We start from the raw sequence: 21,771 nt of genomic DNA, 5'->3' as shown, positions 1-21,771 counted from the left end.
AGCCTCCCCGTTCTATCTACTGGAAAGTAAACTAGCCCTTGATCGACCCTGCTGTCAGCCCTCGCAGAAAGTATTTCCCCGCAAGGATATACACGAGGAGTGTCGGCGAGGCGGCGATGATGGCCGCTGCCATATCCACATTGTATTTTTTCACGCCGGTGGATGTGTTCACCAGGTTGTTCAGTGCCACCGTAACGGGCTGGGAATCGCCACCGCTGAAAACAACTCCAAAGAGGAAATCGTTCCATATCTGTGTGGTCTGCCAGATCACGGTGACCACTATAATGGGCGCCGACACCGGCAGGATGATCCTCCAGAAGATACGGAAAAAACCGGCACCGTCGATGCGAGCCGCCCTGACTAGATCGTCGGGTATGGAAACGTAGAAATTTCTAAAAAAGAGGGTGGTGAAGGCAAGGCCGTAAACGACGTGGACCAGGATAAGCCCGTTAATGCTCTGCGCGATCCCTAAAGCGCCCAGGGTCAGGGCCATGGGAAGCAGGATCACCTGGAAGGGTATAAAACAGCCGATGAGGAGCAAAGAGAAGATCAATTCACTCCCTTTAAAGCGCCACTTGGAAAAAACATAGCCGTTAATGGCCCCGAAGGCAGTAGAAATTAAAACGGCCGGGATAACCATCTTGACGGAGTTGAAAAAATAGCCCCTGATACCCTGGCAGTTGACCCCGATGCACGCCGAACTCCAGGCTTCACCCCAGGCATCGAAGTTGATCTCCCGGGGCAGTGAGATCAGGGTACCCATCCTGATGTCCTCCATCGTTTTGACAGAGGTCATGACCATAACGAGGAAAGGCAGCAGAAAATAAACGGCGGCAATGCCAAGCAGGGTGTAGATAAATATCCTGCCTGCGACAACGCCAGGGGTCCTGGTGACCACTGCAAGAGATTTTTCAGCCATTGCGCTTCATCCTCAGCTCCGAATAAAGGTAAGGCACAATGATGGACATGACCGCCATGAACATGATGATAGCGCTGGCGGCCCCGAACGCCAGACGGTTGCGGGTAAAAGCAAAGGTATACATGAAAGTTGCCGGCAGGTCCGAAGAGTAGCCGGGGCCGCCCCTGGTCAGCACCATAACGAGGTCGAAACTCTTGATGGCGATGTGAGACATAATGATCACCGCAGAAAAGAAAACGGGGCGCATGCTGGGGATAATAATACGCCAGTAGACCTTCGGCAGGGAGGCACCATCCACCTGAGCCGCCTTTATGATGGAATCATCGATCCCCCGGAGCCCGGCCAGGAACAGGGCCATGACAAACCCCGTGGACTGCCAAACCCCGGCTATCACAATGGTGTATATGGACATCTTGGAATTGACCAGCCAATCGAAGGTAAAAGAGGTAAACCCCATCTCCCTGACAAGGCGCTCCAAACCGAGACCCGGGTTGAGCATCCACCGCCAGGCGGTGCCAGTGACAATGAAGGAAAGGGCCATGGGATAAAGGTAAATGGTCCGCAAAGCCCCCTCGACACGGATCCGCTGATCCAGCAGGATCGCCAGGATGAGGCCGAATACGACACAGAAAAAGATGAAAAGGGTTCCAAAGATCGCCAGGTTCCTGCTCGCCACCCACCACCGATCGTTTTGAAAAAGCTTCACATACTGAAGGAACCCGGCCAATTTATAACGAGGAAGCAGCCCGGACTCCGTCAGGGAGATCCACGCCGTCCACATTATGAAACCGTAGATGAAAACTACGGCGGCGAGGATGGTGGGGGAAAGGACAATTCCGGGCAAATAGCGCTGGAGACTCCCCGCGAACCCCCTGCCGGTTTGTCGACCCTCATTGGACATCGTCACTCCCTGGTCAGACGCCTGCCTCCCCGGCTGCTATCGGAGAAAGCCCCGCCTCTCCCCCGGGCAAGGTAAGTCCATACCCGGCCCTGGTGAGGGCCGGGTATGGATGATGGGATGTGAGCTGAATTGCAACCTGTTTTACTTGGCTGCCGCAACCTCAGAGGCAAGCCGCTTTGCCGCATCAGCAGCGGACATGTCCGAGTTGTAGAAGTTGGTGACAACGTCGAAGATGGCTCCCCTGACCTCCGGGTAGACCGCCATCTCGTGGGCCATACTCGGAACCAGCCCCCCGGATGCCGCCGTGGCAACAAAATCGTCCATGGACATCTGTGCAGGTGCGTCAAAGTTTTTCTTCGGCATCCCGAGCCTGACCGGGATGGAGCCCTTGTTGATATTGAAAACCTCCTGAAATTTGGGCTGGAGGATCAACCGGGCCATGGCTTCGGCAGCCTGACCTGCAGGAACGGACCTCTGTTTGAAGAAGATGAAGCTGTCGACGTTAAAAAGAAAATATTTATCGGTATCCGGCATGGGCAAGGCCAGATAGTCAACTCCCGGCTTCTTACCCGCGGCGGTAAACTCGCCCTTGGCCCAGTCGCCCATGAACTGCATGCCGGCCTCGCCCTTGATAACCATGGCGGTGGCCAGGTTCCAGTCGCGGCCGGGAGCGTTCTTGTCAGTATACTGCTTGAGGCTCTTGAAACGTTCGAAAGCCTTGACCATAGTTGGGCTGTTCAGAGCGGCAGGGTCAGCCTTCATCAGCGCTTTGCGGTAAAAATCAGCGCCGCCCAGCCCTATAACGATGGACTCGAAAACTGTTGCTTCCTGCCAGTCCTGTCCTCCAAAGGCTATGGGTACCATGCCGGCAGCCTGGATCTTCTTGGCAGCCTCTTCAAGCTCAGCCCAGGTCTTGGGGATGGTCGCCCCGGCTTTCTTGAAAACCGCGGGGTTGACCCACATCCAGTTTATACGGTGAACGTTCACCGGTACGGCAACGTATTGGCCCTTGTATTTCATGACCTGGGCCACAACGCCGGGAATGATATCGTCCCATTTTTCCGCCCTGGCCACCCTGCCGAGGTCTGCCAGTACCCCCTCGTCGCCCCACTGCTGGATCTGGGGCCCTTTGACCTGGGCGGCTGTGGGTGGGTTCCCCGCAACAGCACGGGACCTTAAAACGGTCATGGCAGTATCACCCCCGCCTCCTGCAACCGCGAAGTCCTTCCATGTGTGGCCTTCCTTTTCAAGGAGATCCTTGAGCACCGCCACCGACTTGGCTTCCCCTCCGGAGGTCCACCAGTGAAGGACCTCCACCTCTCCGGCCATTGCACCGGGAACTGACATAAAGACCACCATCGCCAATGCCATAACCCACACAAATACGCAACGTTTCATCTCCCACTCCTTTCAAAACGGGCAAATACATACCGAACCGCCCGGGGACTTGCACATTAAGGGTGAGTGACAGGCCACTTCCCACCACCACATCCTCGTATGGCCCCTGGGATATTTCAAGAGCGATCATTACAAGGATCACATCAATCAGAAAAAACCCTCTCTGCAAGGTTATCTCCATATATGCCCGTTTGCAAGTAAGGCAAGTAACTGATGACTTTTTATTCGTGATTCCGTTGTTCCGTCAGTCCGTAATTTGGTGGTTCCATGGTGGATTGATCGCGTGTGTGGGTAAATGAGTTTGTGCGTTAAGGCGAAGTTTGATGTCTAAAAATCTTTCGCATTAACTCCTTCGTGCACTTAGTGACACACTCTCTTCGCCCAGCCTTTCCTTTGGGCTTTGAGCGCTCTGCGCTGATTTACCCCTTCGGGCTTCCCGGGTATTATTTTACAGACCCCACACCCTTTCGCCAAGTCGAATTTCTCCCCGTGTCGAAAGCCTGTCACGCCAGTGGCGTGACGTCACCGCGTCCAATACTCCGCCCTGTTTTTCTCCCGGCTCCTGGGTACTGGGTACTCAGCCTTAGGTCTTCCCCTTCGCGCCCTCTCCGGTTATAAAGTATAAGCATGAAAGTAGCGGTTCTTGCGGACATACACGCCAACCTCCCTGCCCTGGAAGCTGTCCAGAGAGATTTCAGTGCAGAAGGAATACAGACCATCTGGAGCCTTGGCGACACAGTCGGTTATGGTGCCGAACCTTTTGCATGCCTGCAGATGCTGGCTGATCTCCATGCTATCCTCATAACCGGGAACCATGAGCAGGCAGCCTGCGACCTGGCTGAGGCAAGCGGGTTCAACTCAACCGCTGCCCAGGCTATTCGATGGACAAGAGACACACTGACTCCCGACATCAGGAAAAACCTGTATGAACTGCCCGTCAACCTCTCTCCCCAACCCGGGGTGTTTCTCTTTCACGGGTTACCCGGCAATGCCACCGGTTACCTTCGAACAGATGAGACCGCCCAGATGGTTTTTGACTACCTTACCGACAGGGACCCGAGGATCCGTATCGCCTTTTTCGGGCACACCCACCGTCCCATGATCTTTACCCACCTCCCAGGCAGGCCCGTTCACAAGTTTGAACCCGGAGAGGAACTTGTTCTGGCGCCCGGGCGGCGATACCTGATCAACCCGGGAAGTGTCGGTCAGCCCCGCAACGGTGATCCAAAAGCCCAGTACACCATCTTCGACACCGAACAAGGAATCATCTTTTTTAAAAGAGTCCCTTACAATATCAGCGCTGCCCAGGAGCGCATCCTTCAGGCCGGGCTTTCCCCATCTCTTGCCGCCCGCCTGAGCCAGGGGATCTGATGGATCCCGGACGCCGCTCCAGAGTTGTTTTTTTTGAACCAGGAAATGGAACGGGGAAAGCCCTGGCCGAGCAGCTGCGCAGGGGCGGGCTGGATGTCGTCATTGCGCCAAACCTGAAAACCGCCCACAAGGCAGCTGCGAATGCTGATGTCATCGTCGCCAACATCACCCACACTTCTGACGGTCCAGCTCTGTGCCGAGCTCTTCGAACTGAGAGCGGCACAGGCAGTCTGCCTTTGCTGGCCCTTTCTGAGGTCGAACTGAGCGACAATCGCCTCGGGGAACTCCTTTCCGCCGGAGCTATGGATGTTTTTTCACCACCTATCAGCCCCCCCCTCCTTTTAGCCAGGGTCGGGAACCTGGTGCGCATACACCATGAAGAGGCATATCTGCAGGAGACTGAGCGCCGATATCGAAAAATATTTTCCTCATCACATCAGGGCTACTTCCTGTCCACAAGGGAGGGTCGCTTCCTGGAGGTCAACGACGCGCTTCTGAATATCCTGGGCTACACCAGCAAACAGGAGATGCTTAAGCTGAGGCTCCCCGACGACCTTTATGTTAACCCCAGGGACAGGGATGTGCTGCAGCTCCTCATCGAAAAGAAGGGGTTTATCAAGGACTTCAAGGTCGACTTCAAACGCAAGGATGGTTCAAGGATCACCATCCTGCTCACCGCCAACACCTACAAAAACATGGAAGGTGAGACTCTCGGTTACGAGGGGTTCAATATCCCTTTGATGGATACGGCCATCCCGATCCGGCACAGGATGTTGAACCTGATGTTAAGACCTTTCCGCCGGGTGATGGCCCACAGAAAAAACTTCATATCGGTGGCGCGGATAAGTGAGATGGTGGCCGACCAGTACGAGAAGGTCGAGGAATTGTCTGAGGGTTTTTACACATCCGTGTGGAAAGGCAGAGACGTTCTGGGGTTTGAACAAGGGACTCTGGTCATCAAGATCTCCAAATCCGAGGCGATCAACTCCCGCCTCATCCTGGAGGCCAAGGCCATGAGAGACCTGGCAGGACATCCAGGGATACCGGAACTGGTGGACGTGGCCAGTCACAGGGGGCGGACGGTCATCATTACCCGATATGTGGAGGGGCACCCTCTTACCGACATCCTGCCTCTGGAAGATGACCGTGCCCGGGACCGGATCGCCTATCAGCTCATGGATGTAGTTTCTCACCTTCACGATAATGATATCGTTCACAGGGATATCAAACCGGACAACATTATCGTCCGACCCGATGGGACAATCGTCCTGCTGGACTACGGTATTGTACGACGCATGAAGGAAATGGAAACATCCGCCACAGTTATCGGAACGCGGCCATACATGAGCCCGGAACAGATCAACGGCAGAAGTGAGCGGCGAAGTGATATCTGGGCCCTGGGTGTCGTCATGTACCAGTTATACACAGGCAGTCTCCCGTTTTCAGGAAACACCGAGATAGAGCTTATGCAAAACATCCTGAACGTGGAACCAGCCAGCCCGAGGTCCTTCAACCCCGGGCTTTCGGCCCAGATGGAAAGTGCTCTGATCAGAGCCCTCAGGAAAAGACCCCAGGGCCGGTTTAACAACGGCAGGGAAATGAGGGATCACATCCTCACGACTGTTCCCGGTTTCCAGCGCAGCGTCCAGGAACTGATAAGGGAACCGGAAATGCCCCCGACGTTGGTGCCGTAGGGTAAATGATCGTATGTGCGTACTTGCGTAGTGCGTTAATGCGAAAGATCTGGCCCACCTACGCACCCACACTCCACGCACACACGGGAGATGGTCATGTCCTCCGATTTTCACGAGAAGAGCTACGAAAGCCACAGCAGGCTTTATGAAGAGCACGCACGGGGCAGCGACAAGCACGGGAAGGCTCAAAAGTGGCTTCTCCAAAACACGGTCGACGCATGGCGGCACAACCGAAAACTCGCGCTTTTAAAGCCCCTGCTCGAAGCCTGGCAGGATCACCGCTGGATCACGGTGGGAGACGGCCGGTACGGCCAGGAGGCCCACTATATCCAACAGAACGGCGGCAGGGCTGTCGCTACCGACATCTCTGACACCCTGCTTGAGGAAAGCGCCGGAGCCGGCTATATATCCGAATACAGCCGGCAGAACGCGGAGTCCCTGAGTTACCCGGACAACGAGTTCGACCTTGCGGTGTGCAAGGAATCCCTGCACCACTTCCCGCGGCCTATGGTCGCCCTCTACGAGATGATCAGAGTGTCGAAAAAGGCGGTGGTTCTCATCGAACCCACGGACCTTAAGATCGGCGCCACATTGCGATGGAAGCTGTTCCGGGCCCTGGTCGACACAGCCAGGAAGATCACAGGTCGGTCCGGCGGACACCAGATCTTCGAAGAAGCGGGGAACTATGTCTACGCCATCTCCAGGCTCGAAATGGAGAAGGTAGCCCTGGGCATGAACATGCCGGCGATAGCCGTCAAGGGAATCAACGATTACTACGTGAAGGGACTCGAGGAGGTGAAGGCGGACAGATCATCCAGGGCATTCAAAAAGGTCCGCCGCCGTATCGTCATGAATGATCTTTTCTGCCGACTCGGGTTCAAACCGCATTCCACCACCTGCGTGATCCTGCTTCACCAACCAATCGAATCGGACATTCAGGACCGGCTGTCGGAGGCCGGCTTCGAGATCGTGGATCTGCCGGAGAATCCGTATATAGATAAGGGCCGTGATTCGTGATTCGTGACTGGTGATTCGGCAGGCGCAGGGTGTCCTCTTTGGGATTATATACAAATAACGAATTATAAATTACGAGTTACGGGTTTTAAAGTAGTCCCCTAATATTTTCCGATGGTCAAAAACAATTCTCTCAGGCAGCGACTTTTCCGTGAACACACCTGCGTCGGCGGCGTCGTCATCAGCGACAGGATTTCCCTGGGCCACCGCAATAAAAACGGTGGAGATCGTATGGCTTCTGGGGTCCCGGGATGGGTCGGAGTAGACGCCGAGGAGTCCTGTAAGGTGGGCCACAAGACCAGTCTCCTCCTTCGCCTCCCGCACTGCGGCCGCCTCCACCGTTTCACCGTAATCCACGAACCCGCCCGGAATGGCCCAGCCGTGGGGCGGGTTCTTCCGTTCGATGAGAACAATGCCGCCCTCGACCTCGATGATGATGTCCACGGTTGGAAAAGGATTTTTGTGTTCACTCATAATTCGATCATCCGATGCAAAGACATAAGATCAAAAGCCTTAACGCAGGGTTACACAGGGGTGCCAGCTATGGCACCATCGCAGGGGACGCAGGGGAAAAGCAGTCCAATGTCCAAAGTCCAAAATAAGCACTCCAACAATCTGAGGGTTTATAGCAAAAAAACTCCTGATATTAAACTCAGCCTGGTATCGAAAGAAGTTAAGGGAAGTAGAACGGATTTCCTCATGTTCTTCAGCCGATCGGCCGCGAAACCTACCATAGATAAAGCTCCGAAAATTCCCCCCAACAAAAACCATATGTTTGTCTGCATTCCCGTTTTCCCTGCCCTCTGCGTAAATATTCTGGTCTTTTCAACCCGAGGTTGCCACGTCCCCTTCGATCTGGCTCAGGGTCCTCGCAATGACATAACGGTTTTTCCCCGAGTCTCCGTGTCCCCGTGTCTCCGCGTCAAGTTGGCGTTATCGAAGTTTGTCCGGCAATAGCCACTGATGCACCGCCGCAGCGCCCAGGAAAATGACGAAGCTCACGACGAGTATCGTGATAAAAGAGACTCCTTTTTTAAACAGGTACAGGGCTGTAATGAAGAAAAATATGGTGGGAACGATGGCGAAAAGGACCGATCGTGTGAAATCGTATGCCAACTGGTAATCGCCTGTCTCGGCGTACAACCAGATAAGCACCAGCAGCGTTGTGAGGGGCATGGCAGCGATAAGCCCGCCCAGGGACGGCATCCTTTTGGCGAGTTCACTCACCCCCGCTATGATAAAAGCTGAAACGGCGACCTTTATAAAAAAGAAGGCTGCGGAAGACAATTTTTCGGATCCTGTTACTTTGTAAGGCGGTCAATTGCATCCGAGATCAGTTTCAGTGGCTCCGGCTCAAGGCTCTGGATCGCCACGACCACAGTCCCGTCCCTGTCCACCAGAACAGCGAACGGTATGATTTCCACACCATAGCTGTCAAACACCTCCAACTCCGGATCAAGGATGACATCGTAGTGCATCTTGGCCGCATATTTCTTTACCTGGGACAGCATCCGATCCGTCGGCGGGTCCCCCGCGATCCCCACAATCTCAAAGTCTCTTTGGGAAAAAAGATCGTTCATCTTGTTAAGCGCTTCTATCCGACTGATACAGTCGCGGCAGAATACAGACCAGAAGTTGAGGAGCACGACTTTTTTCCCGAGATGCTCCTTGAGGACAAATTTATCCCCATCCAGGGTCTGGGCCTCAAAGAGAGGCGCCCTGTCCCCTGGCTCTACGGTCACCGCATAACACGATGTCACAGGTACGGACTGGATGAACAGTAACAGGGCCACAGCGAACCAAAAAGCAGCAAAACGGCGAATCTTCATTGTCATTCTCCCGGACCTATATTATCGGCGCCTTCATCTCGTTCAAGCGCCCAGACTATCCTCCTGAAGATGCCCCTGACGATCCTGGCATCCTGGGAGGTGGAAACACCGTTGGTAAATATCTCCTTCAGGTGAAGGAGAACCCTCTCCCTGGGGTTGCGGATAAAAAACCCGCTTTTTTCAAGAACTGCCGATACCTGTTCCATCATCTGTCCAAACTCTGATCCGGATGCATCACCAAAAGACCGCACCGATGGAAGCCCGTCTACTCCCATCCTCATTTCATAAGCAATGACCATGATGGCCTGGGCCAGGTTCAGGGACGGCTGTTTTTCATCCGCGGGTATGGATATAACCCCATGACACCGTTTCAGTTCCTCCGATGTAAGCCCATTGTCTTCCGGCCCGAAGAGGATCGCAGCCCTACCTTCTCCCAGGTTCGTGACGATGTGCCCCGCAGACTCCCGGGGAGTCATTATGCGGATTCGATGGCTTTTTATCCTTCGAGAGGCACCCAGGACTACTTCACAATTGTTTACCGCCTCCTCAATGGTATCAAATGTTGAAGCCGCTTCCAACACATCAGACGCATTGGAGGCCAACATTCTTGCTTCGTCTTTATGGTACTGCTCCGGTGCAACCAGAACCAGTCCTCCTAACCCCATATTTTTCACGGCACGGGCTGCCGCCCCTATATTTCCGCCATACCTGGGGCGGCACAGGACAACTGAAATGCGATTCAAAATCCCTGTTGTTGGCATTATTGGTTCCGATCAACGTTATAAAGGATCAAAGCGGCTTTTTACGAGGCTGTATATATATATAGAAATTTGGTTCGAATCAACCAGCGGAAAAATGAGCACAAAAAGGCTGCCCTTTTAACCCGTCACAGTCGGTGGCCGCTTGGTAAGGAGGGGAACTGTGCCGGGCCGGAAAACCGGATCTCGATTCAACGCTCCTACATGCCAAGCGTTTCCGGATCTCCCAGGCAGCCTATAACAAGTATACCTCTACCTCGCCATATCGCAACAACCCATCATTCTAAGAATGGGTCATTTTTCAGGCTTTATGGACTTTTTACGAGCCTATCAAACTCATATTTGTGGTCGTGGATACTGGGCCGCCCCAGATTATCCTTTAGAGGAGCGTGACAGGAGCGGCAATCCACATCACCTCCGGACCTGAGCTTATGTTCCGGGTCTTCATGGAGTTCCTGGTGGCAGGTCAAACAGTACTGTGCCAGGGTCAGGTCCACCTTCCCGGAGACCTCATCTTCAGCATAGAGTATGTGAAGGCTCTTGCACTGTTTGCACAGGATCCTGGAAGGCCGGAAAAGCTGTTCGAGCCAGAAAGCAAAGGATCGGAGCCTGTCCTCCAGGGTTCCGTCACCTTTGAAGGTATCCTCTCCCTGGCCAACATGGGGCAACAGGCCGCGATAATACAGATCGAGATCCTGTCCGGGAAGATAACCCACCGGGTAACGGAACTGTCCTGTAGGGTCATGGCCGTTGGTGTGGCAGGAGGCGCAGATGGAGCTGGCAAGACGCCAATCGATACGGGCCGGGTTGACAATATCTCCCACTTTTCCGGAGCGGGCATGCTTACCACCCGGACCATGGCACATCTCACAACCCACGCCTTTCTCGACATAGGAGTCCCTGTATGGGTCATAGCCTGTCAGGTGGCAGCCGGCACAGTACTCTTCCCAGGATTGTTCCCGCCAGGAGGACCTGGTCCAGATCGATTCACCAAGGGACCAGACTCCCTGGGCAACCTTAAGTTCGCCGCCCCGGTCGACCACATACCTTTGTACCCAGTGAACACCGACCACGATCTCCACATCCTCGGGCTTGAAGCTCTCACTCCCCGAAAATACGGCCGCAATAGATTGCGGGTTCTCTCTGGGGTCCTGGAGGGTCCTTGCGTGGGAAGTCTTGCTCCACTCCCTGAAAAAAACTTCATGGCATCTTTCGCAGGCCCTGGAGCCGGTGTAATCCCCTTCTAATATGGTGGGAACATCAAGGTGATCCTGATCGACCTCTTCTCCTTTATGACACGAGAGACACAACTGGCCTTCCGTATTGGGCATGCGGAGAAAGTAGGTGGGATAACCCTCCGATGAGAACATCCCCTTCAGACGCTCCACGATCCCCCGGCTTACATAGGGTGTAGCGGAGGATGAGGCCGAGTGCGGGTCGTGACAGGTTGCACAGGTGATCGTTCCCTCGTGATCCAGAGGAAGATCAGGATGGACACCCTCCTGCGGGCGGATATCCACCGGGTGGGACATACGATGGGCCATGGAATGGCAGTCCCTGCAGAGACTCACGATGTCCTTGATGAATAAACCGCCGGGACCGACAGGTTTGGTGTCGTGGCATTGAAGACACCGCGACGGACCTTCCATGAAAGCGTGGGGGTTTTGAGCTCCTTCAGTTATTTCAGGTGCCAGGATGATCAGGAGGACAAGGCCGCCTATGCAGACCCGCTCAATTCCTCTTGAAAAACCCCAGGGCTTCCTCAAAGTCATTAGCGCACTTCCTGATCCTGCTGATTTGTTCTGTAGAAAGAGTCTCCGATTCCCTGAGGCCTGTGATCTCCTTCTTAAGGCTGTCAACTGCGGCCCTGAGACGACCATCCAGCCTCGCCAGGTTCTCGGAAAGGGTATTTATGTCATCGTCAAGGCCTTTGAGGAGGTCATCCTTCCTGAGCATTCCCACAAAGCTTATCCTGCCCTGGGCCAGATCACTCACCGCGCCCGTAAGCCGAACCACGGGACCAACGATCCTGTGGCTCTCCCGCAGGGCAATAAGGGAACTGATGGCAGACACGAGCAGAAAGGTCACCAGGCTCGTACCGGTAATAACCGGAAGCAGAAGTTCCTTAAGATCCCATGTGTCCCTGTGCGCCAGATAGAAAGCAGTGCTGACTTCCTTGTTGGCAAGGAGGAAGGTAGCCACAGCCGACACGCTGGTGGCCACAACGACAAGTACCACGATCTGGAGGATCAGCCGCATCTGGTATTTACGATCAACAAGGTATCTCTTGCGAAGGTATCTATCGGACATTTTATCTCCCCCGGTTTAAACCATATTATTCAGGCGAAGCGGCGCCGAGCAGCGCCTGCCAGAAGGTCCTTTTACCGGGAAGGTTAACCTCGATCCTGACCTTCCGGTGGTCAGTTACGGGCCTCGAACTGGTGTCGATCCCGAACTGGTTCATGGACTCGATCATGAAATCAGATGCCCCCAGCAGGTTCTGGAGCGGAACCCGTCGAAGTTCTGAGGTAAATTTGACGGTTTCCATGGATGGCCCCTTGCTCTCAAAAGTCTCCAGGAGGGTGCCCTCCCTGAAAAGAGCATAGCTGTATTCCCCTGCGCCGGGCCGGTAGATACTGGACAAGACCTCACTGACCGGTTCATGCCGTACAACACTCTTCACAACCAGCGCCGCTAACTCCTCGGGGCCGGTTATTTCTATGAGACACCATTCATCCGACCATTGGCAAAGTTCCAGAAAAAAAACTGTTTCTAAACCAGTAGCTTCCGGTGACTTTTCTACTGTAAGTCGGGATGGACCACAAGCGATCAGCCTGCCAGGCAAGCTGGAACTCAGGTCGTCCAGATCAGTTCTGACGAGTATACCCGTTGGCAGCATGAACGAGTTAGCAACCCCTATTGGAGGAGGCCGACTCCAACAGGGACGCTCCAGCCCGGCACCATGAGCAGCACCGAATCGAAGCCGCCGATATCCAATGCCGGGATATCGAAGAACATATCACCTCGTTTGTCCGCGGCAACATCACCCACCTTGAAAGCCCTGGATGGATCGAATGATCGGGTCACGAAGATCTCAAGAGGCTTATCGTAAACGGTTTTCAAACCGATAAGCGCCACCGAGTCACCCGCGGAGTTTACGCTGACCATGCCCGTCAGGTAATCTGCCTTCTCATAACCCACAAGGTTGGCAAGCTTGCCCTGGGCGCAAACAGACAAAGGCTGCAGCACAAACATGGAGATGGCAACCAGCACCAGAAGTATAGTGGCTCTATTCATGACCTTCCCCTTTCCAAACGGGAACACATCCCTACCTGCTGGATTAAACTGTCAAACCGATACGACAAAGGTAATTTAACATATTTATGCTTCACTGAAAAAGCTGAATCGAATGTTTGGGCTGATCTGTGATAGTCGTTCCACATTCCGGGTTTTACTGATCACGGTTTACAGTTCACAGCACTTCCACAATGCGTATTCTTAACAGGGATGAAGGGGATTAAGGGGATTAAGGGGATAATTACAAATTGAGAATCATTGTTAAGGTACAGTTGCTTCGAGAGTAGAACACAGAACGCAGAACGCAGAATAAAATCCCAACCCCTAAATCCGTCATTCCGGGCAGATCGTTTATTTCACCCTCCGCTCAGTCCCTTCCCGTCAAGGGATGGGAAGATTGCGGAAGCGGGTTCCTGAGAGGAGGATTGAGGTGGGGGTGTTTGGAAATTACCAGTGTGAAGCGATCCCGATCTTTGAGATTGCTTCGGCTCGAACCACTGCCTCGCAATGACAGAGTGGGGTGATTGTCTCCCGCTGATCCTTATTTCCCTGCGTCCCTGCGAGAGACAGCCTTTGCCGCTTTTAGCCGGATGGCGCTTTTCTTCTACGCTCTACATTCTCGATTCTACATTCAATTAATTACTGCGTTCTGTGTTCTGTGTTCTCTTTTTCTTCCTTCCCCCTTCCCCCTTCCTCCTGGCACCTGGCTCCTGGCTCCTGGCTCCCACATCTTCCCCCATGTAACCTTCTCTTCTGTATGATAAAATAAACGGTGGATAAGTTGCCTGGAGGTTTTGGGATGGTCCTGGCCGGAGACATAGGAGGCACAAAAACAGCTCTGGGGCTTTTCAGTCAGGAGTTGGGGCCCGTCCGCCCTGTGACGGAAAAGGTCTTCTCCAGTGCGTCCCACGGCAGCCTTGAGGAAATAGTGACCGAATTCCTCAACCAGGCGCGTCAAGGTCCTATCCAGGCTGCCTGTTTCGCTGTCGCGGGACCCATCCTGTCCGGCAGAACGATAGTCACAAACCTTCCCTGGACCGTGGACAGCACAACACTCTCCACTACCATGGATATCGGCAAGGTCAAGCTCATCAACGACGTTCAAGCGGTGGCGTGCTCTATTCCCTTACTCGAAAAAAACAACATACGGACCTTAAACCATGGCTTACCAGCGGCAACTGGAACGGCGGCGGTCATCGCTGTGGGAACAGGTCTGGGCGAAGCCTTCCTCACCTGGGACGGTTCCAAATACCTGGGCCACGCCACCGAAGGCGGCCATACCGACTTCGCACCCGGCGATGAGCAGCAGGCAGGCCTCCTGGCTTACCTCAGGAACAAGCGGAACCATGTGAGCTGGGAAATTGTCTGTTCGGGAATCGGGATTCCCAATGTCTACGACTACCTGGCAAGCACCGACAATTACGACAGATACAAAGACACAGGACTCCTGATGGAAATACCTGTATCTCCCGGGGACCGCACCCCCGCTATCATCAGCGCGGCCCTCGACAAGGACCCACCCTGCCCCCTGTGCGCTGACACCGTGAAGACATTCGTTTCCATCCTGGGAGCAGAGTCGGGGAATCTTGTTCTCAAAACCATGGCAACCGGTGGTCTTTACCTGGGTGGAGGCATTGCCCCAAGGATCCTGAAGGCCCTTGAGGGCAACTCCTTTATGGAGGCGTTCACTTCCAAAGGACGGCTGGCTCCCATGATGGAGGAAATACCGGTCCACGTAATCCTGAACCCCAAGGCGGCGCTAATGGGCGCCGCCCTGGAAGCGATCAAAATGAAACAGGAACCCCAGGATCTCGATTGAATTTTATTTTTGATCCTGGGGATTAAAAACCTTGATGCCAACTGGCCTCTCCGGATACAGGTTGCCATTGCCATCAGTTCCGGACGGTTAGCGGATTACACCGAACGACTAACTTAAGGAAGATCCGGCCCCAGAGGAAAAACGATCTGCGGACACCCCGGCCAGGGGCTGAACGAAACCCATTTCGTATTTTGGCCGAAGTCCCGGGGTGGTTATCCACGCCCATTTATGTTACAGGAAAAAGACATATATTGAATATGACGATACCGCTGGAACGGTACACCGCCGACACAACAGGAAGGATCCCTCAATGCCCAAGGCAGTTTTTAACAACACCATCATTGCGGACTATGATGACACCATCCTCCTGGAAGGGACCCACTATTTTCCTCCAGAGTCGGTCGACATGAAGTACCTGCAGTTCAGTGACACTTCAACATTGTGTACCTGGAAGGGAACAGCGATCTACTACAATATCGTTGTGGGCGACCTTGTAGGCCATGACGCTGCCTGGTCCTATCGTGAGCCTTCAAGGGCGGGCAAAGACATCAAGGATCATGTAGCCTTTGGGGAGGATGTTGAGATCGTCCCGTGAATAGACGGGAAAGCCTATATAACGCGGAGGCGCGGCGAGGGAGGGACACGGCGTGGTCATTCCCCGTGTCTTCAAGTCTCCGTGTCCAGTCCATAGCGAGGAGTTCGCCATGAACGTCTACGACGCAATAATTATAGGCTCCGGGCAGGCAGGCAACCCCCTGGCGGTCAAGTTTGCAGTGGCAGGGAAAAAGGTGGCGCTGGTTGAAAAGGAACATATCGGCGGCTCTTGTGTCAACGTAGGGTGTTCACCCACCAAGACCATGGAGGCAAGCGGCCGTGTCGCTCATCTGGTGAACCGGGCAGCCGACTACGGTGTAACTTTCAAGGGACCGGTTTCCGTGAAAATGGAGACCGTTCGTCGCAGAAAACGTGACATCGTGTCCAGCTTCAGTTCCGGCGACGAGGCTAAACTCCTGCGCAGGGGCGTTGAGATCCTGTGGGGCGAAGCCCGGTTTACTTCCCGGCAAGAGATCGAGGTCGCTCTTAACGACGGTGGTACACGCCTTCTGAAAGCAGACAAAATATTCATTGATGCCGGTACACGCCCTGCAGTCCCGGATATAGACGGCCTGCCTGAATGCAGCATACTCAACAACGGGACGATCATGGAACTGGATCGGGTCCCAGAACACCTCATGATCATCGGAGGCGGATACGTGGGCATGGAATTCGCCCGCATGTTCAAAAGATTCGGATCCCAGGTCACCGTCATCCACCGGGGCGCCCATGTACTGAGCCAGGAGGACGAGGACCTGGCACAGGCTATACAGGAGATCTTTACCCGCGACGGCATCAGGATCATTCTCCAGGCCGACACCCACAGCGCCACGCAAGACCCTGACGGTACCATCCATCTCAAATTGACCTGCCTTGAAGGAGAGGAGACGATCTCTGGCACCCACCTCCTTTTGGCCGCGGGCCGTACACCCAACACAGACATGCTCAACCTTGCGGCCGCCGGCGTGGAGGTGGATGACAGGGGTTACATACGCACCGACGACCATCTCAGAACCTCGGCACCGGGCATTTATGCTCTGGGTGACGTCAAGGGAGGTCCGGCCTTTACGCATATCGCCTACGATGATTACCGGGTAGTCAGGTCCAACCTGTTTGAAAAGGGCGATGTCAGCATTGAAAACAGAGCTGTTCCCTATGTCGTCTTTATCGATCCCCAACTGGGCAGGATCGGGTTGTCAGAGAAGGACGCGGCGGAGCGGGGATTACCCTACAAAATGGTACAGATGCCCATGACTCACGTGGCAAGAGCCCTTGAAGTGGACGAAACGGATGGCTTCATGAAAGCTCTGGTTGATACAGATTCAGGTCAAATTCTGGGTTTCGCCTGCCTGGGCATGGAAGGGGGCGAGCTCATGGCCGTTGTCCAGGTTGCCATGGCTGGCGGTCTTACCTGGCGGGACCTGAAAAACATGACATTTGCCCACCCGACATTGGCGGAATCGCTGAACAATCTATTTTCTCTGGTGGAAAGAGATTGAAGTTAATTCCAGATTTAAAAAGAATAATTCACCACAGGGTTCACAGGGTGACACAGGGTGACACAGGGTAAAACAAAATCTAGACTTAGACAAAGTCCTGGATTGTTCTCCTCCGTGTAACCCTGTGATGCGGCCTTCAGCCGGCCGCGCTGTGGTAAATTAGCTTTTGATCTTTGGGATTGCCGCGGCCCTTCGGGCCTCGCAATGACAAACTATTTTTCATATCACGCACATCGCACTGATCTTTCCTCTGGATTCTGGATTCGCGGATTCTTAAAGGAATTTCATGCTTTGCGACCCTGAAAACATAGAAAACAAATTCATCCGTGACATCCTCAACCCCTCCGCCGGGAATGTACTTGAAGTGGGCTGCGGTGATGGCCGCTTAACAGAAACGCTTCAAAGTGTCTCTGTGAGGATCCTGGGTCTGGATCCTGGGTCTGGATCCGGACCTCGCCTCCATCGACAAAGCCCGGCATCTTCTGGAAAACGGGGTCAAGCTGGTTGTCGGCTCTGGTGAAAGCATCCCTCTGCCGGACAACAGCGTCGATACGGTTGTCTTTTCCTTGTCCCTTCACCATCATCCGAACCCCGAAAAAGCCCTTATCCAGGCGCGGCGCGTTCTGAAGGAAGGGGGGCGCATCCTGGTCCTCGAACCGGGGCTAGAGTCTACTATCAACAGGTGTTTCAGGGTTATCCACGATGAAGATGACGCCTGCGAAAGGGCTTCCGAGGCGTTGAAAAGTTGTGGTGCCCGGCTGGAGGGACACGGTTCGTTTATCTCCACCTGGCAGTTCGATTTTCACTCAAGCTGCTTTATTAAAACTCCAGCGGTCAAGAGCTCCCTATTTTGTATATAGTAGAGGGTGACAAGTCGGCGGACAAACGGTCCACTGATAACTGCAAGCTGTTTATGAGCAATTTTCTCTGACATACCGAAAATTAAATAATCGGAACAGGAGGGTCAGTATGCACATTCTAGGGGTATCGGGAAGTCCGCGACGCGGCGGAAATTCAGACCTTATTTTAGACAGGATACTGAAGGGTACGGGGGCAGAAACGCACCTCCTCCACCTTTCGGACATTGAGTTTTCGTCCTGTGTCGGCTGTGAACGGTGCCGGAAGGACAAGATCTGCACCAGGTTCGAGGACGATTTCACACCCTTCTACCAGGTGATCAAGGAATCCAGGGGGCTGGTTCTGGTATCACCAGTACACAACTACAACATCACGTCGTGGATGAAGGGGTTCATCGACAGGCTTTACTGCTTTTACGATTTTGACGACAAGCGGCCCCGTGGATGGTCGAGCCGGCTGGCAGGGCAGGGGCGGTTCGCAGCCCTCGCCATCGTGGCCGAACAGACGAAAGAGGAGGACCTTGGCGTCACAATGGAGGCCCTGCGTATGCCCATTAAAGCCCTGGGTTATCAGATAGCCGGCGAACTGCAGGTACGGGGCAAGTTCGAGGCAGGTATCGTGGCTAAAGATCCCACCATTCTCGAGCAGGCCGGTGAACTGGGGGAAAAACTCGCGGGAGCACCTGGATCAAAATGAGAAGGAGGAATAGGGAAGCCCTTCGACAAGCTCAGGGTCCCGAGCCTAGTCGAGGGAGAGGGAGGAGGAAGGACGCAGAGGAATGCGTAATTCCGGGTAAAAAACGTTAAATGATCACCAATCACCAATATTACCTGAGATATGAGACCGGCGTTCTTCACCATTCACGTTTCACAATTCACGGTTCACCGATCACAGATCACCGATCACCGCCTTTCTTCACCACCACAACGCACTGGTTCTTCGCCTGATTTCCCATTGAGATAGCCAACGACGCAAAAAGTAGGTTAAAATCCCATCAGACGCCTGACCTGACCGAAAAGGGACCGAAATGCCCAGAAATATAAATTCCAAGGACGCTTCATCGGAGATAGCACAACTTATCAAGCCTGTGGGACGGCGGCTCGCAGACAACAAGTTCATCAGGAGAAAACTGCCTGTCTACGGGCGTCTCCACATCGACCGGCAGCTTCCGTTCATTTGCATATACCGCAGGACATCATTATCCAAAGAAAGCGGTACCGAGAAGTTTGCGCAGGCTTTCTCTTCCCCCCTGCTGTGCTCCGCCAAGCGATCCCTTTATGGGGAACTTTCCAGCCTCACCCACGTCGTCGTACAGAACCTTGTAAAGCAGTTCGGCACCTGCCTGGTCCTGGAGATATGGGATGCCATCTCCTGGGCATCGAGATCTCGCCCTTCTACCTGAACCCCGAAACAGGCGAGCTATATCCTTACGTCCTCAGAAGGATAACCCGGCAGTTTAGCCTCGCCGCCAACCGGGCCCTTTTCAGCTACACGAGGAATCACACCAGCCACAGGCCGCCCCATTATCATTCGCTGGGAAGGCGCTCCATCGTCCAGTTCGTCTGGGAAGCAGACCGGGTACTGGCCGGGATCTCCGACAGCATGGATATCCTTCTCAACGTCACACCCGTGAACGCCGAATCAAGCTTCAGGGGATTTTAGAAGACCCGCTTCGAGATAAAACCCCAGCTGCACTACCGTCCGCTTACGGTGGACCCCATTAGCCTCAAAATAAACCTGTACAAGGCGCCGGTAACCCGCATCGAGGACCCCGCCCTGGCCCAGATGTTCCGGGAACAGCTCGAGGACATGGACCGGCAGTTCGACATGCTGCGGGACCGGAACATGCCGCGTTTCCTCTACTCCTCGATACAGGTTTACGGGGAGGTGGACGCGGACCTGCTGGAACTTGCGGAAGGGATCCTCCGGCACCTGCCGTCCAGGGGCAGGAACAACACCGTAGCATCCGTAGACGCCCAGGCCTTCGCGGCGCTGGCCAGGTCGGAGATCGAAGGGTACCGGAAGCTCCACCCGGGACTCAAGTCCACTGTGCAGGTACGCGACGATTTCGTCGGACTCCTCGTCTCCCGGGGGAACCTCCTGGTAAGCAGCTCGACGAAGCTCTCTCCGGGCAGGGTGAAGGCCCTGCTCAACCACGAGATCGGGACGCACGTCCTGACCTACGCCAACGGCCGGGCCCAGCCCTTCCAGCAGCTGTACTCAGGCCTGGCGGGCTACGAAGCCCTCCAGGAGGGGGTGGCCGTCCTGAGCGAATACCTGGTGGGGGAACTGCGCGCCTCCAGGATGAGGATTCTGGCCGCGAGGGTGGTCGCGGTTCGCAACATGCTCGACGGCATGGATTTCGTCGGAAACTTCCATGAGTTGACCAACAGGTACCATTTCACCCAGCGCACCGCCTACGGCATCATCCTGAGAACGTACCACGGGGGAGGCCTTACAAAGGACGCCGTGTACCTCCGGGGACTTCGGGATGTTTTTGAATACCTGCACAAGGGCGGTCCCCTGGAGTCCCTTTATATAGGGAAAGTGAGCCTCTCCCACCTCCCGGTCATCCGTGAACTGCAGTGGAGAAAGGTCCTCAAGCCGCCCCCCCTCCTGCCCCGTTTCCTTGGCGAGAACGAACCTCAGGAAAGGCTTGCCAACATCAGGAGCGGTCTGCCACTATTGGATATAGTAAGAAAAATGCGAAGGAGGTAGCGGTATGAAGATCGGATTTATCGTCAATGATATCAAGACGGAAGAAGCAACCTACACGACCACAAGGCTGTCCATGGAAGCCATCAACCAGGGGCACGAGGCGTGGACGATGGGGGTCGGGGACCTTGCCTACGACCAGGACGAGAACATCCGGGCCCGGGCAGTTACAGCGCCCAAAAAGCGCTATAAGTCCCATGAACTGTACGTGGCGGACCGCGAGGAGATAAAAGCCTTCGCCAGGGAAGAAGGCGCCATCGTGTTAAAACCGGTCAGTGGGTCTGGCGGCGCCAGCGTCTTTCTCGTCCGCAAGGAGGATTTCCCCAACCTCAACCAGATGATCGACGCCGTGAGCCGTGACGGTTACGTCGTAGCCCAGGAGTACCTTCCCGCGGCCACGGAAGGGGACACCCGGCTGTTCGTGATGAACGGCCGCCCCTGCAGGTCAAGGGCAGGTACTGCGCATTCAGGAGGGTGCGCACCGGAGAGGACATGCGCTCGAACATTCACGCCGGCGGCAAGCTCCGCGCGGCCGAGGTAACCGACGAAATGCTGCGTATCGCCGAGATCGTCCGCTCCAAGCTGGTCCAGGACGGGACGTTCCTCGTGGGCCTTGACATCGTGGGTCAGTAGTGTCCGGTTAATAGTTGAACAAATTCAATTGGTTATACAACGCCCCTGGTTCAGCCGTGCAATGCAAGTCTGTAAGTCTTTGTAAAATAGACGTTTTCTCGAAAGTGGTGATGCTCAAAACCTGTAAAATAGTGTAGAGACTGGCTTCTAGTTTGAGCCGTTTTTTGATGATGGCCACCAACACATAAACGGAAACAGCGATCCATATTTGAGTTTTGACCGCATTTTCGGAAGTTCCGTAGAAGGATTTTATTCGGAGATGTTGCTTGATCCATTTGAAGAAGAGTTCTATCTGCCAACGGCATCGGTATAGTTCGGCGATTGTAAATGCGGGTAGCGTAAAGTTGTTGGTGAGGAAGGTCAGTGTTTTTCCGGTTTTGACGTCGAAGTATTTGACCCGCCGGAGTTTCTCTGGATAGTACTTGGCGGAACGAGGCCCAGTAAGCCGGATGATCTGATCGCATTTGATTCC

General features: G+C 54.4%; 25 protein-coding genes. 13 read left to right on the top strand and 12 right to left on the bottom strand.

The window, feature by feature from the left end; translation table 11 throughout:
- Positions 1–31: 31 nt before the first annotated feature.
- The 3 genes from P1S59_05950 to P1S59_05940 form a co-directional block, all read right to left on the bottom strand.
- Positions 32–919, bottom strand: coding sequence for a carbohydrate ABC transporter permease (locus P1S59_05950; GenBank protein ID MDF1525792.1), 888 nt, complete (start codon positions 917–919; stop codon positions 32–34).
- Positions 912–1,820 (bottom strand): sugar ABC transporter permease, encoded by a 909-nt coding sequence (locus P1S59_05945; protein MDF1525791.1) that lies wholly within the window; start codon positions 1,818–1,820, stop codon positions 912–914. Before P1S59_05945 ends, P1S59_05950 begins: the two co-directional genes overlap by 8 nt.
- A gap of 141 nt (positions 1,821–1,961) precedes the next feature.
- On the bottom strand, positions 1,962–3,191 hold the full coding sequence (locus P1S59_05940; GenBank protein MDF1525790.1) for an ABC transporter substrate-binding protein: 1,230 nt from the start codon (positions 3,189–3,191) through the stop codon (positions 1,962–1,964).
- Between the two features lie 654 nt (positions 3,192–3,845).
- Here P1S59_05940 and P1S59_05935 point away from each other — a divergent pair.
- The 3 genes from P1S59_05935 (at position 3,846) to P1S59_05925 (ending at position 7,300) form a co-directional block, all read left to right on the top strand.
- Entirely contained in the window at positions 3,846–4,589 is a 744-nt protein-coding gene (locus tag P1S59_05935; protein MDF1525789.1) for a metallophosphoesterase family protein, read from the top strand.
- The gene (locus tag P1S59_05930) at positions 4,589–6,283 is read left to right on the top strand and encodes a protein kinase (protein MDF1525788.1); all 1,695 of its coding nucleotides are present in this window, start codon (positions 4,589–4,591) and stop codon (positions 6,281–6,283) included. The genes P1S59_05935 and P1S59_05930 overlap by 1 nt, the downstream gene beginning before the upstream one ends.
- A gap of 96 nt (positions 6,284–6,379) precedes the next feature.
- Complete coding sequence (locus P1S59_05925; protein MDF1525787.1) at positions 6,380–7,300, top strand: class I SAM-dependent methyltransferase; 921 nt, start codon at positions 6,380–6,382, stop codon at positions 7,298–7,300.
- Between the two features lie 69 nt (positions 7,301–7,369).
- Here P1S59_05925 and P1S59_05920 read toward each other — a convergent pair whose 3' ends face one another.
- The 8 genes from P1S59_05920 to P1S59_05885 all read right to left on the bottom strand — a co-directional run bounded on the left by P1S59_05920 (position 7,370) and on the right by P1S59_05885 (position 13,181).
- Positions 7,370–7,771 carry an NUDIX hydrolase gene (locus tag P1S59_05920; GenBank protein MDF1525786.1) on the bottom strand — a complete coding sequence of 134 codons (402 nt, stop codon included), beginning with the start codon at positions 7,769–7,771 and terminating at the stop codon, positions 7,370–7,372.
- 459 nt (positions 7,772–8,230) lie between these two features.
- The gene (locus P1S59_05915) at positions 8,231–8,584 is read right to left on the bottom strand and encodes a DUF3147 family protein (protein MDF1525785.1); all 354 of its coding nucleotides are present in this window, start codon (positions 8,582–8,584) and stop codon (positions 8,231–8,233) included.
- A 14-nt stretch (positions 8,585–8,598) separates the two neighbouring features.
- Positions 8,599–9,126: a TlpA disulfide reductase family protein gene (locus P1S59_05910; GenBank protein MDF1525784.1), complete on the bottom strand. Its 528-nt coding sequence runs from the start codon at positions 9,124–9,126 to the stop codon at positions 8,599–8,601.
- A gap of 2 nt (positions 9,127–9,128) precedes the next feature.
- Positions 9,129–9,887, bottom strand: a complete 759-nt coding sequence (locus P1S59_05905; protein ID MDF1525783.1) for an RNA methyltransferase — start codon at positions 9,885–9,887, stop codon at positions 9,129–9,131.
- Positions 9,888–10,192: 305 nt separating this feature from the next.
- A complete protein-coding gene (locus P1S59_05900) occupies positions 10,193–11,656 on the bottom strand; it encodes a multiheme c-type cytochrome (protein MDF1525782.1) in 1,464 nt (487 codons plus the stop codon).
- On the bottom strand, positions 11,616–12,194 hold the full coding sequence (locus tag P1S59_05895) for a hypothetical protein (GenBank protein ID MDF1525781.1): 579 nt from the start codon (positions 12,192–12,194) through the stop codon (positions 11,616–11,618). Before P1S59_05895 ends, P1S59_05900 begins: the two co-directional genes overlap by 41 nt.
- A 25-nt stretch (positions 12,195–12,219) precedes the next feature.
- Positions 12,220–12,783 carry a hypothetical protein gene (locus P1S59_05890; GenBank protein ID MDF1525780.1) on the bottom strand — a complete coding sequence of 188 codons (564 nt, stop codon included), beginning with the start codon at positions 12,781–12,783 and terminating at the stop codon, positions 12,220–12,222.
- Positions 12,784–12,800: 17 nt separating this feature from the next.
- On the bottom strand, positions 12,801–13,181 hold the full coding sequence (locus P1S59_05885; GenBank protein MDF1525779.1) for a hypothetical protein: 381 nt from the start codon (positions 13,179–13,181) through the stop codon (positions 12,801–12,803).
- A gap of 799 nt (positions 13,182–13,980) precedes the next feature.
- Between P1S59_05885 and glk the strand changes: the two genes are divergently transcribed.
- From glk to P1S59_05835, 10 genes are all read left to right on the top strand, one after another.
- Positions 13,981–15,000, top strand: coding sequence for a glucokinase (gene glk / locus P1S59_05880; protein MDF1525778.1), 1,020 nt, complete (start codon positions 13,981–13,983; stop codon positions 14,998–15,000).
- 310 nt (positions 15,001–15,310) lie between these two features.
- Positions 15,311–15,595: a DUF427 domain-containing protein gene (locus P1S59_05875; protein MDF1525777.1), complete on the top strand. Its 285-nt coding sequence runs from the start codon at positions 15,311–15,313 to the stop codon at positions 15,593–15,595.
- 109 nt (positions 15,596–15,704) lie between these two features.
- Positions 15,705–17,093 (top strand): mercuric reductase, encoded by a 1,389-nt coding sequence (locus P1S59_05870; GenBank protein MDF1525776.1) that lies wholly within the window; start codon positions 15,705–15,707, stop codon positions 17,091–17,093.
- A 440-nt stretch (positions 17,094–17,533) separates the two neighbouring features.
- Entirely contained in the window at positions 17,534–17,953 is a 420-nt protein-coding gene (locus tag P1S59_05865) for a class I SAM-dependent methyltransferase (protein MDF1525775.1), read from the top strand.
- A 109-nt stretch (positions 17,954–18,062) separates the two neighbouring features.
- Positions 18,063–18,647 carry a flavodoxin family protein gene (locus tag P1S59_05860; GenBank protein MDF1525774.1) on the top strand — a complete coding sequence of 195 codons (585 nt, stop codon included), beginning with the start codon at positions 18,063–18,065 and terminating at the stop codon, positions 18,645–18,647.
- A 331-nt stretch (positions 18,648–18,978) separates the two neighbouring features.
- Positions 18,979–19,353 (top strand): hypothetical protein, encoded by a 375-nt coding sequence (locus P1S59_05855; GenBank protein MDF1525773.1) that lies wholly within the window; start codon positions 18,979–18,981, stop codon positions 19,351–19,353.
- The gene (locus tag P1S59_05850) at positions 19,308–19,613 is read left to right on the top strand and encodes a hypothetical protein (protein ID MDF1525772.1); all 306 of its coding nucleotides are present in this window, start codon (positions 19,308–19,310) and stop codon (positions 19,611–19,613) included. The genes P1S59_05855 and P1S59_05850 overlap by 46 nt, the downstream gene beginning before the upstream one ends.
- A 15-nt stretch (positions 19,614–19,628) precedes the next feature.
- Positions 19,629–20,669, top strand: a complete 1,041-nt coding sequence (locus P1S59_05845; GenBank protein MDF1525771.1) for a DUF1704 domain-containing protein — start codon at positions 19,629–19,631, stop codon at positions 20,667–20,669.
- A 4-nt stretch (positions 20,670–20,673) separates the two neighbouring features.
- Positions 20,674–21,207, top strand: a complete 534-nt coding sequence (locus P1S59_05840; protein MDF1525770.1) for a hypothetical protein — start codon at positions 20,674–20,676, stop codon at positions 21,205–21,207.
- On the top strand, positions 21,159–21,299 hold the full coding sequence (locus P1S59_05835) for a hypothetical protein (GenBank protein MDF1525769.1): 141 nt from the start codon (positions 21,159–21,161) through the stop codon (positions 21,297–21,299). The genes P1S59_05840 and P1S59_05835 overlap by 49 nt, the downstream gene beginning before the upstream one ends.
- A 7-nt stretch (positions 21,300–21,306) precedes the next feature.
- Here the strand turns inward: P1S59_05835 and P1S59_05830 are convergent.
- On the bottom strand, positions 21,307–21,771 hold a 465-nt coding region (locus P1S59_05830), incomplete at its 5' end, for a transposase (GenBank protein MDF1525768.1).

It is taken from the genome of bacterium (assembly GCA_029210965.1).
Classification (GTDB): Bacteria; BMS3Abin14; BMS3Abin14; order BMS3Abin14; family BMS3Abin14; genus JALHUC01.
The sequence above is the reverse complement of the archived record's forward strand: the minus strand, read 5'-3'. Positions and strand labels throughout refer to the sequence as shown.

Bases quoted from the DNA above. Each gene is read 5' to 3' on its own strand.
- P1S59_05895 (MDF1525781.1), bottom strand. From the start codon at position 12,194: ATGTCCGATAGATACCTTCGCAAGAGATACCTTGTTGATCGTAAATAC.
- P1S59_05925 (MDF1525787.1), top strand. From the start codon at position 6,380: ATGTCCTCCGATTTTCACGAGAAGAGCTACGAAAGCCACAGCAGGCTT.
- P1S59_05940 (MDF1525790.1), bottom strand. From the start codon at position 3,191: ATGGCATTGGCGATGGTGGTCTTTATGTCAGTTCCCGGTGCAATGGCC.
- P1S59_05930 (MDF1525788.1), top strand. From the start codon at position 4,589: ATGGATCCCGGACGCCGCTCCAGAGTTGTTTTTTTTGAACCAGGAAAT.
- glk (MDF1525778.1), top strand. From the start codon at position 13,981: ATGGTCCTGGCCGGAGACATAGGAGGCACAAAAACAGCTCTGGGGCTT.
- P1S59_05920 (MDF1525786.1), bottom strand. From the start codon at position 7,771: ATGAGTGAACACAAAAATCCTTTTCCAACCGTGGACATCATCATCGAG.
- P1S59_05860 (MDF1525774.1), top strand. From the start codon at position 18,063: ATGCACATTCTAGGGGTATCGGGAAGTCCGCGACGCGGCGGAAATTCA.
- P1S59_05935 (MDF1525789.1), top strand. From the start codon at position 3,846: ATGAAAGTAGCGGTTCTTGCGGACATACACGCCAACCTCCCTGCCCTG.
- P1S59_05855 (MDF1525773.1), top strand. From the start codon at position 18,979: ATGCCCAGAAATATAAATTCCAAGGACGCTTCATCGGAGATAGCACAA.
- P1S59_05870 (MDF1525776.1), top strand. From the start codon at position 15,705: ATGAACGTCTACGACGCAATAATTATAGGCTCCGGGCAGGCAGGCAAC.
- P1S59_05840 (MDF1525770.1), top strand. From the start codon at position 20,674: ATGAAGATCGGATTTATCGTCAATGATATCAAGACGGAAGAAGCAACC.
- P1S59_05945 (MDF1525791.1), bottom strand. From the start codon at position 1,820: ATGTCCAATGAGGGTCGACAAACCGGCAGGGGGTTCGCGGGGAGTCTC.
- P1S59_05905 (MDF1525783.1), bottom strand. From the start codon at position 9,887: ATGCCAACAACAGGGATTTTGAATCGCATTTCAGTTGTCCTGTGCCGC.
- P1S59_05835 (MDF1525769.1), top strand. From the start codon at position 21,159: ATGCGCTCGAACATTCACGCCGGCGGCAAGCTCCGCGCGGCCGAGGTA.
- P1S59_05890 (MDF1525780.1), bottom strand. From the start codon at position 12,783: ATGCTGCCAACGGGTATACTCGTCAGAACTGATCTGGACGACCTGAGT.
- P1S59_05850 (MDF1525772.1), top strand. From the start codon at position 19,308: ATGGGATGCCATCTCCTGGGCATCGAGATCTCGCCCTTCTACCTGAAC.
- P1S59_05875 (MDF1525777.1), top strand. From the start codon at position 15,311: ATGCCCAAGGCAGTTTTTAACAACACCATCATTGCGGACTATGATGAC.
- P1S59_05900 (MDF1525782.1), bottom strand. From the start codon at position 11,656: ATGACTTTGAGGAAGCCCTGGGGTTTTTCAAGAGGAATTGAGCGGGTC.
- P1S59_05885 (MDF1525779.1), bottom strand. From the start codon at position 13,181: ATGAATAGAGCCACTATACTTCTGGTGCTGGTTGCCATCTCCATGTTT.
- P1S59_05910 (MDF1525784.1), bottom strand. From the start codon at position 9,126: ATGAAGATTCGCCGTTTTGCTGCTTTTTGGTTCGCTGTGGCCCTGTTA.
- P1S59_05950 (MDF1525792.1), bottom strand. From the start codon at position 919: ATGGCTGAAAAATCTCTTGCAGTGGTCACCAGGACCCCTGGCGTTGTC.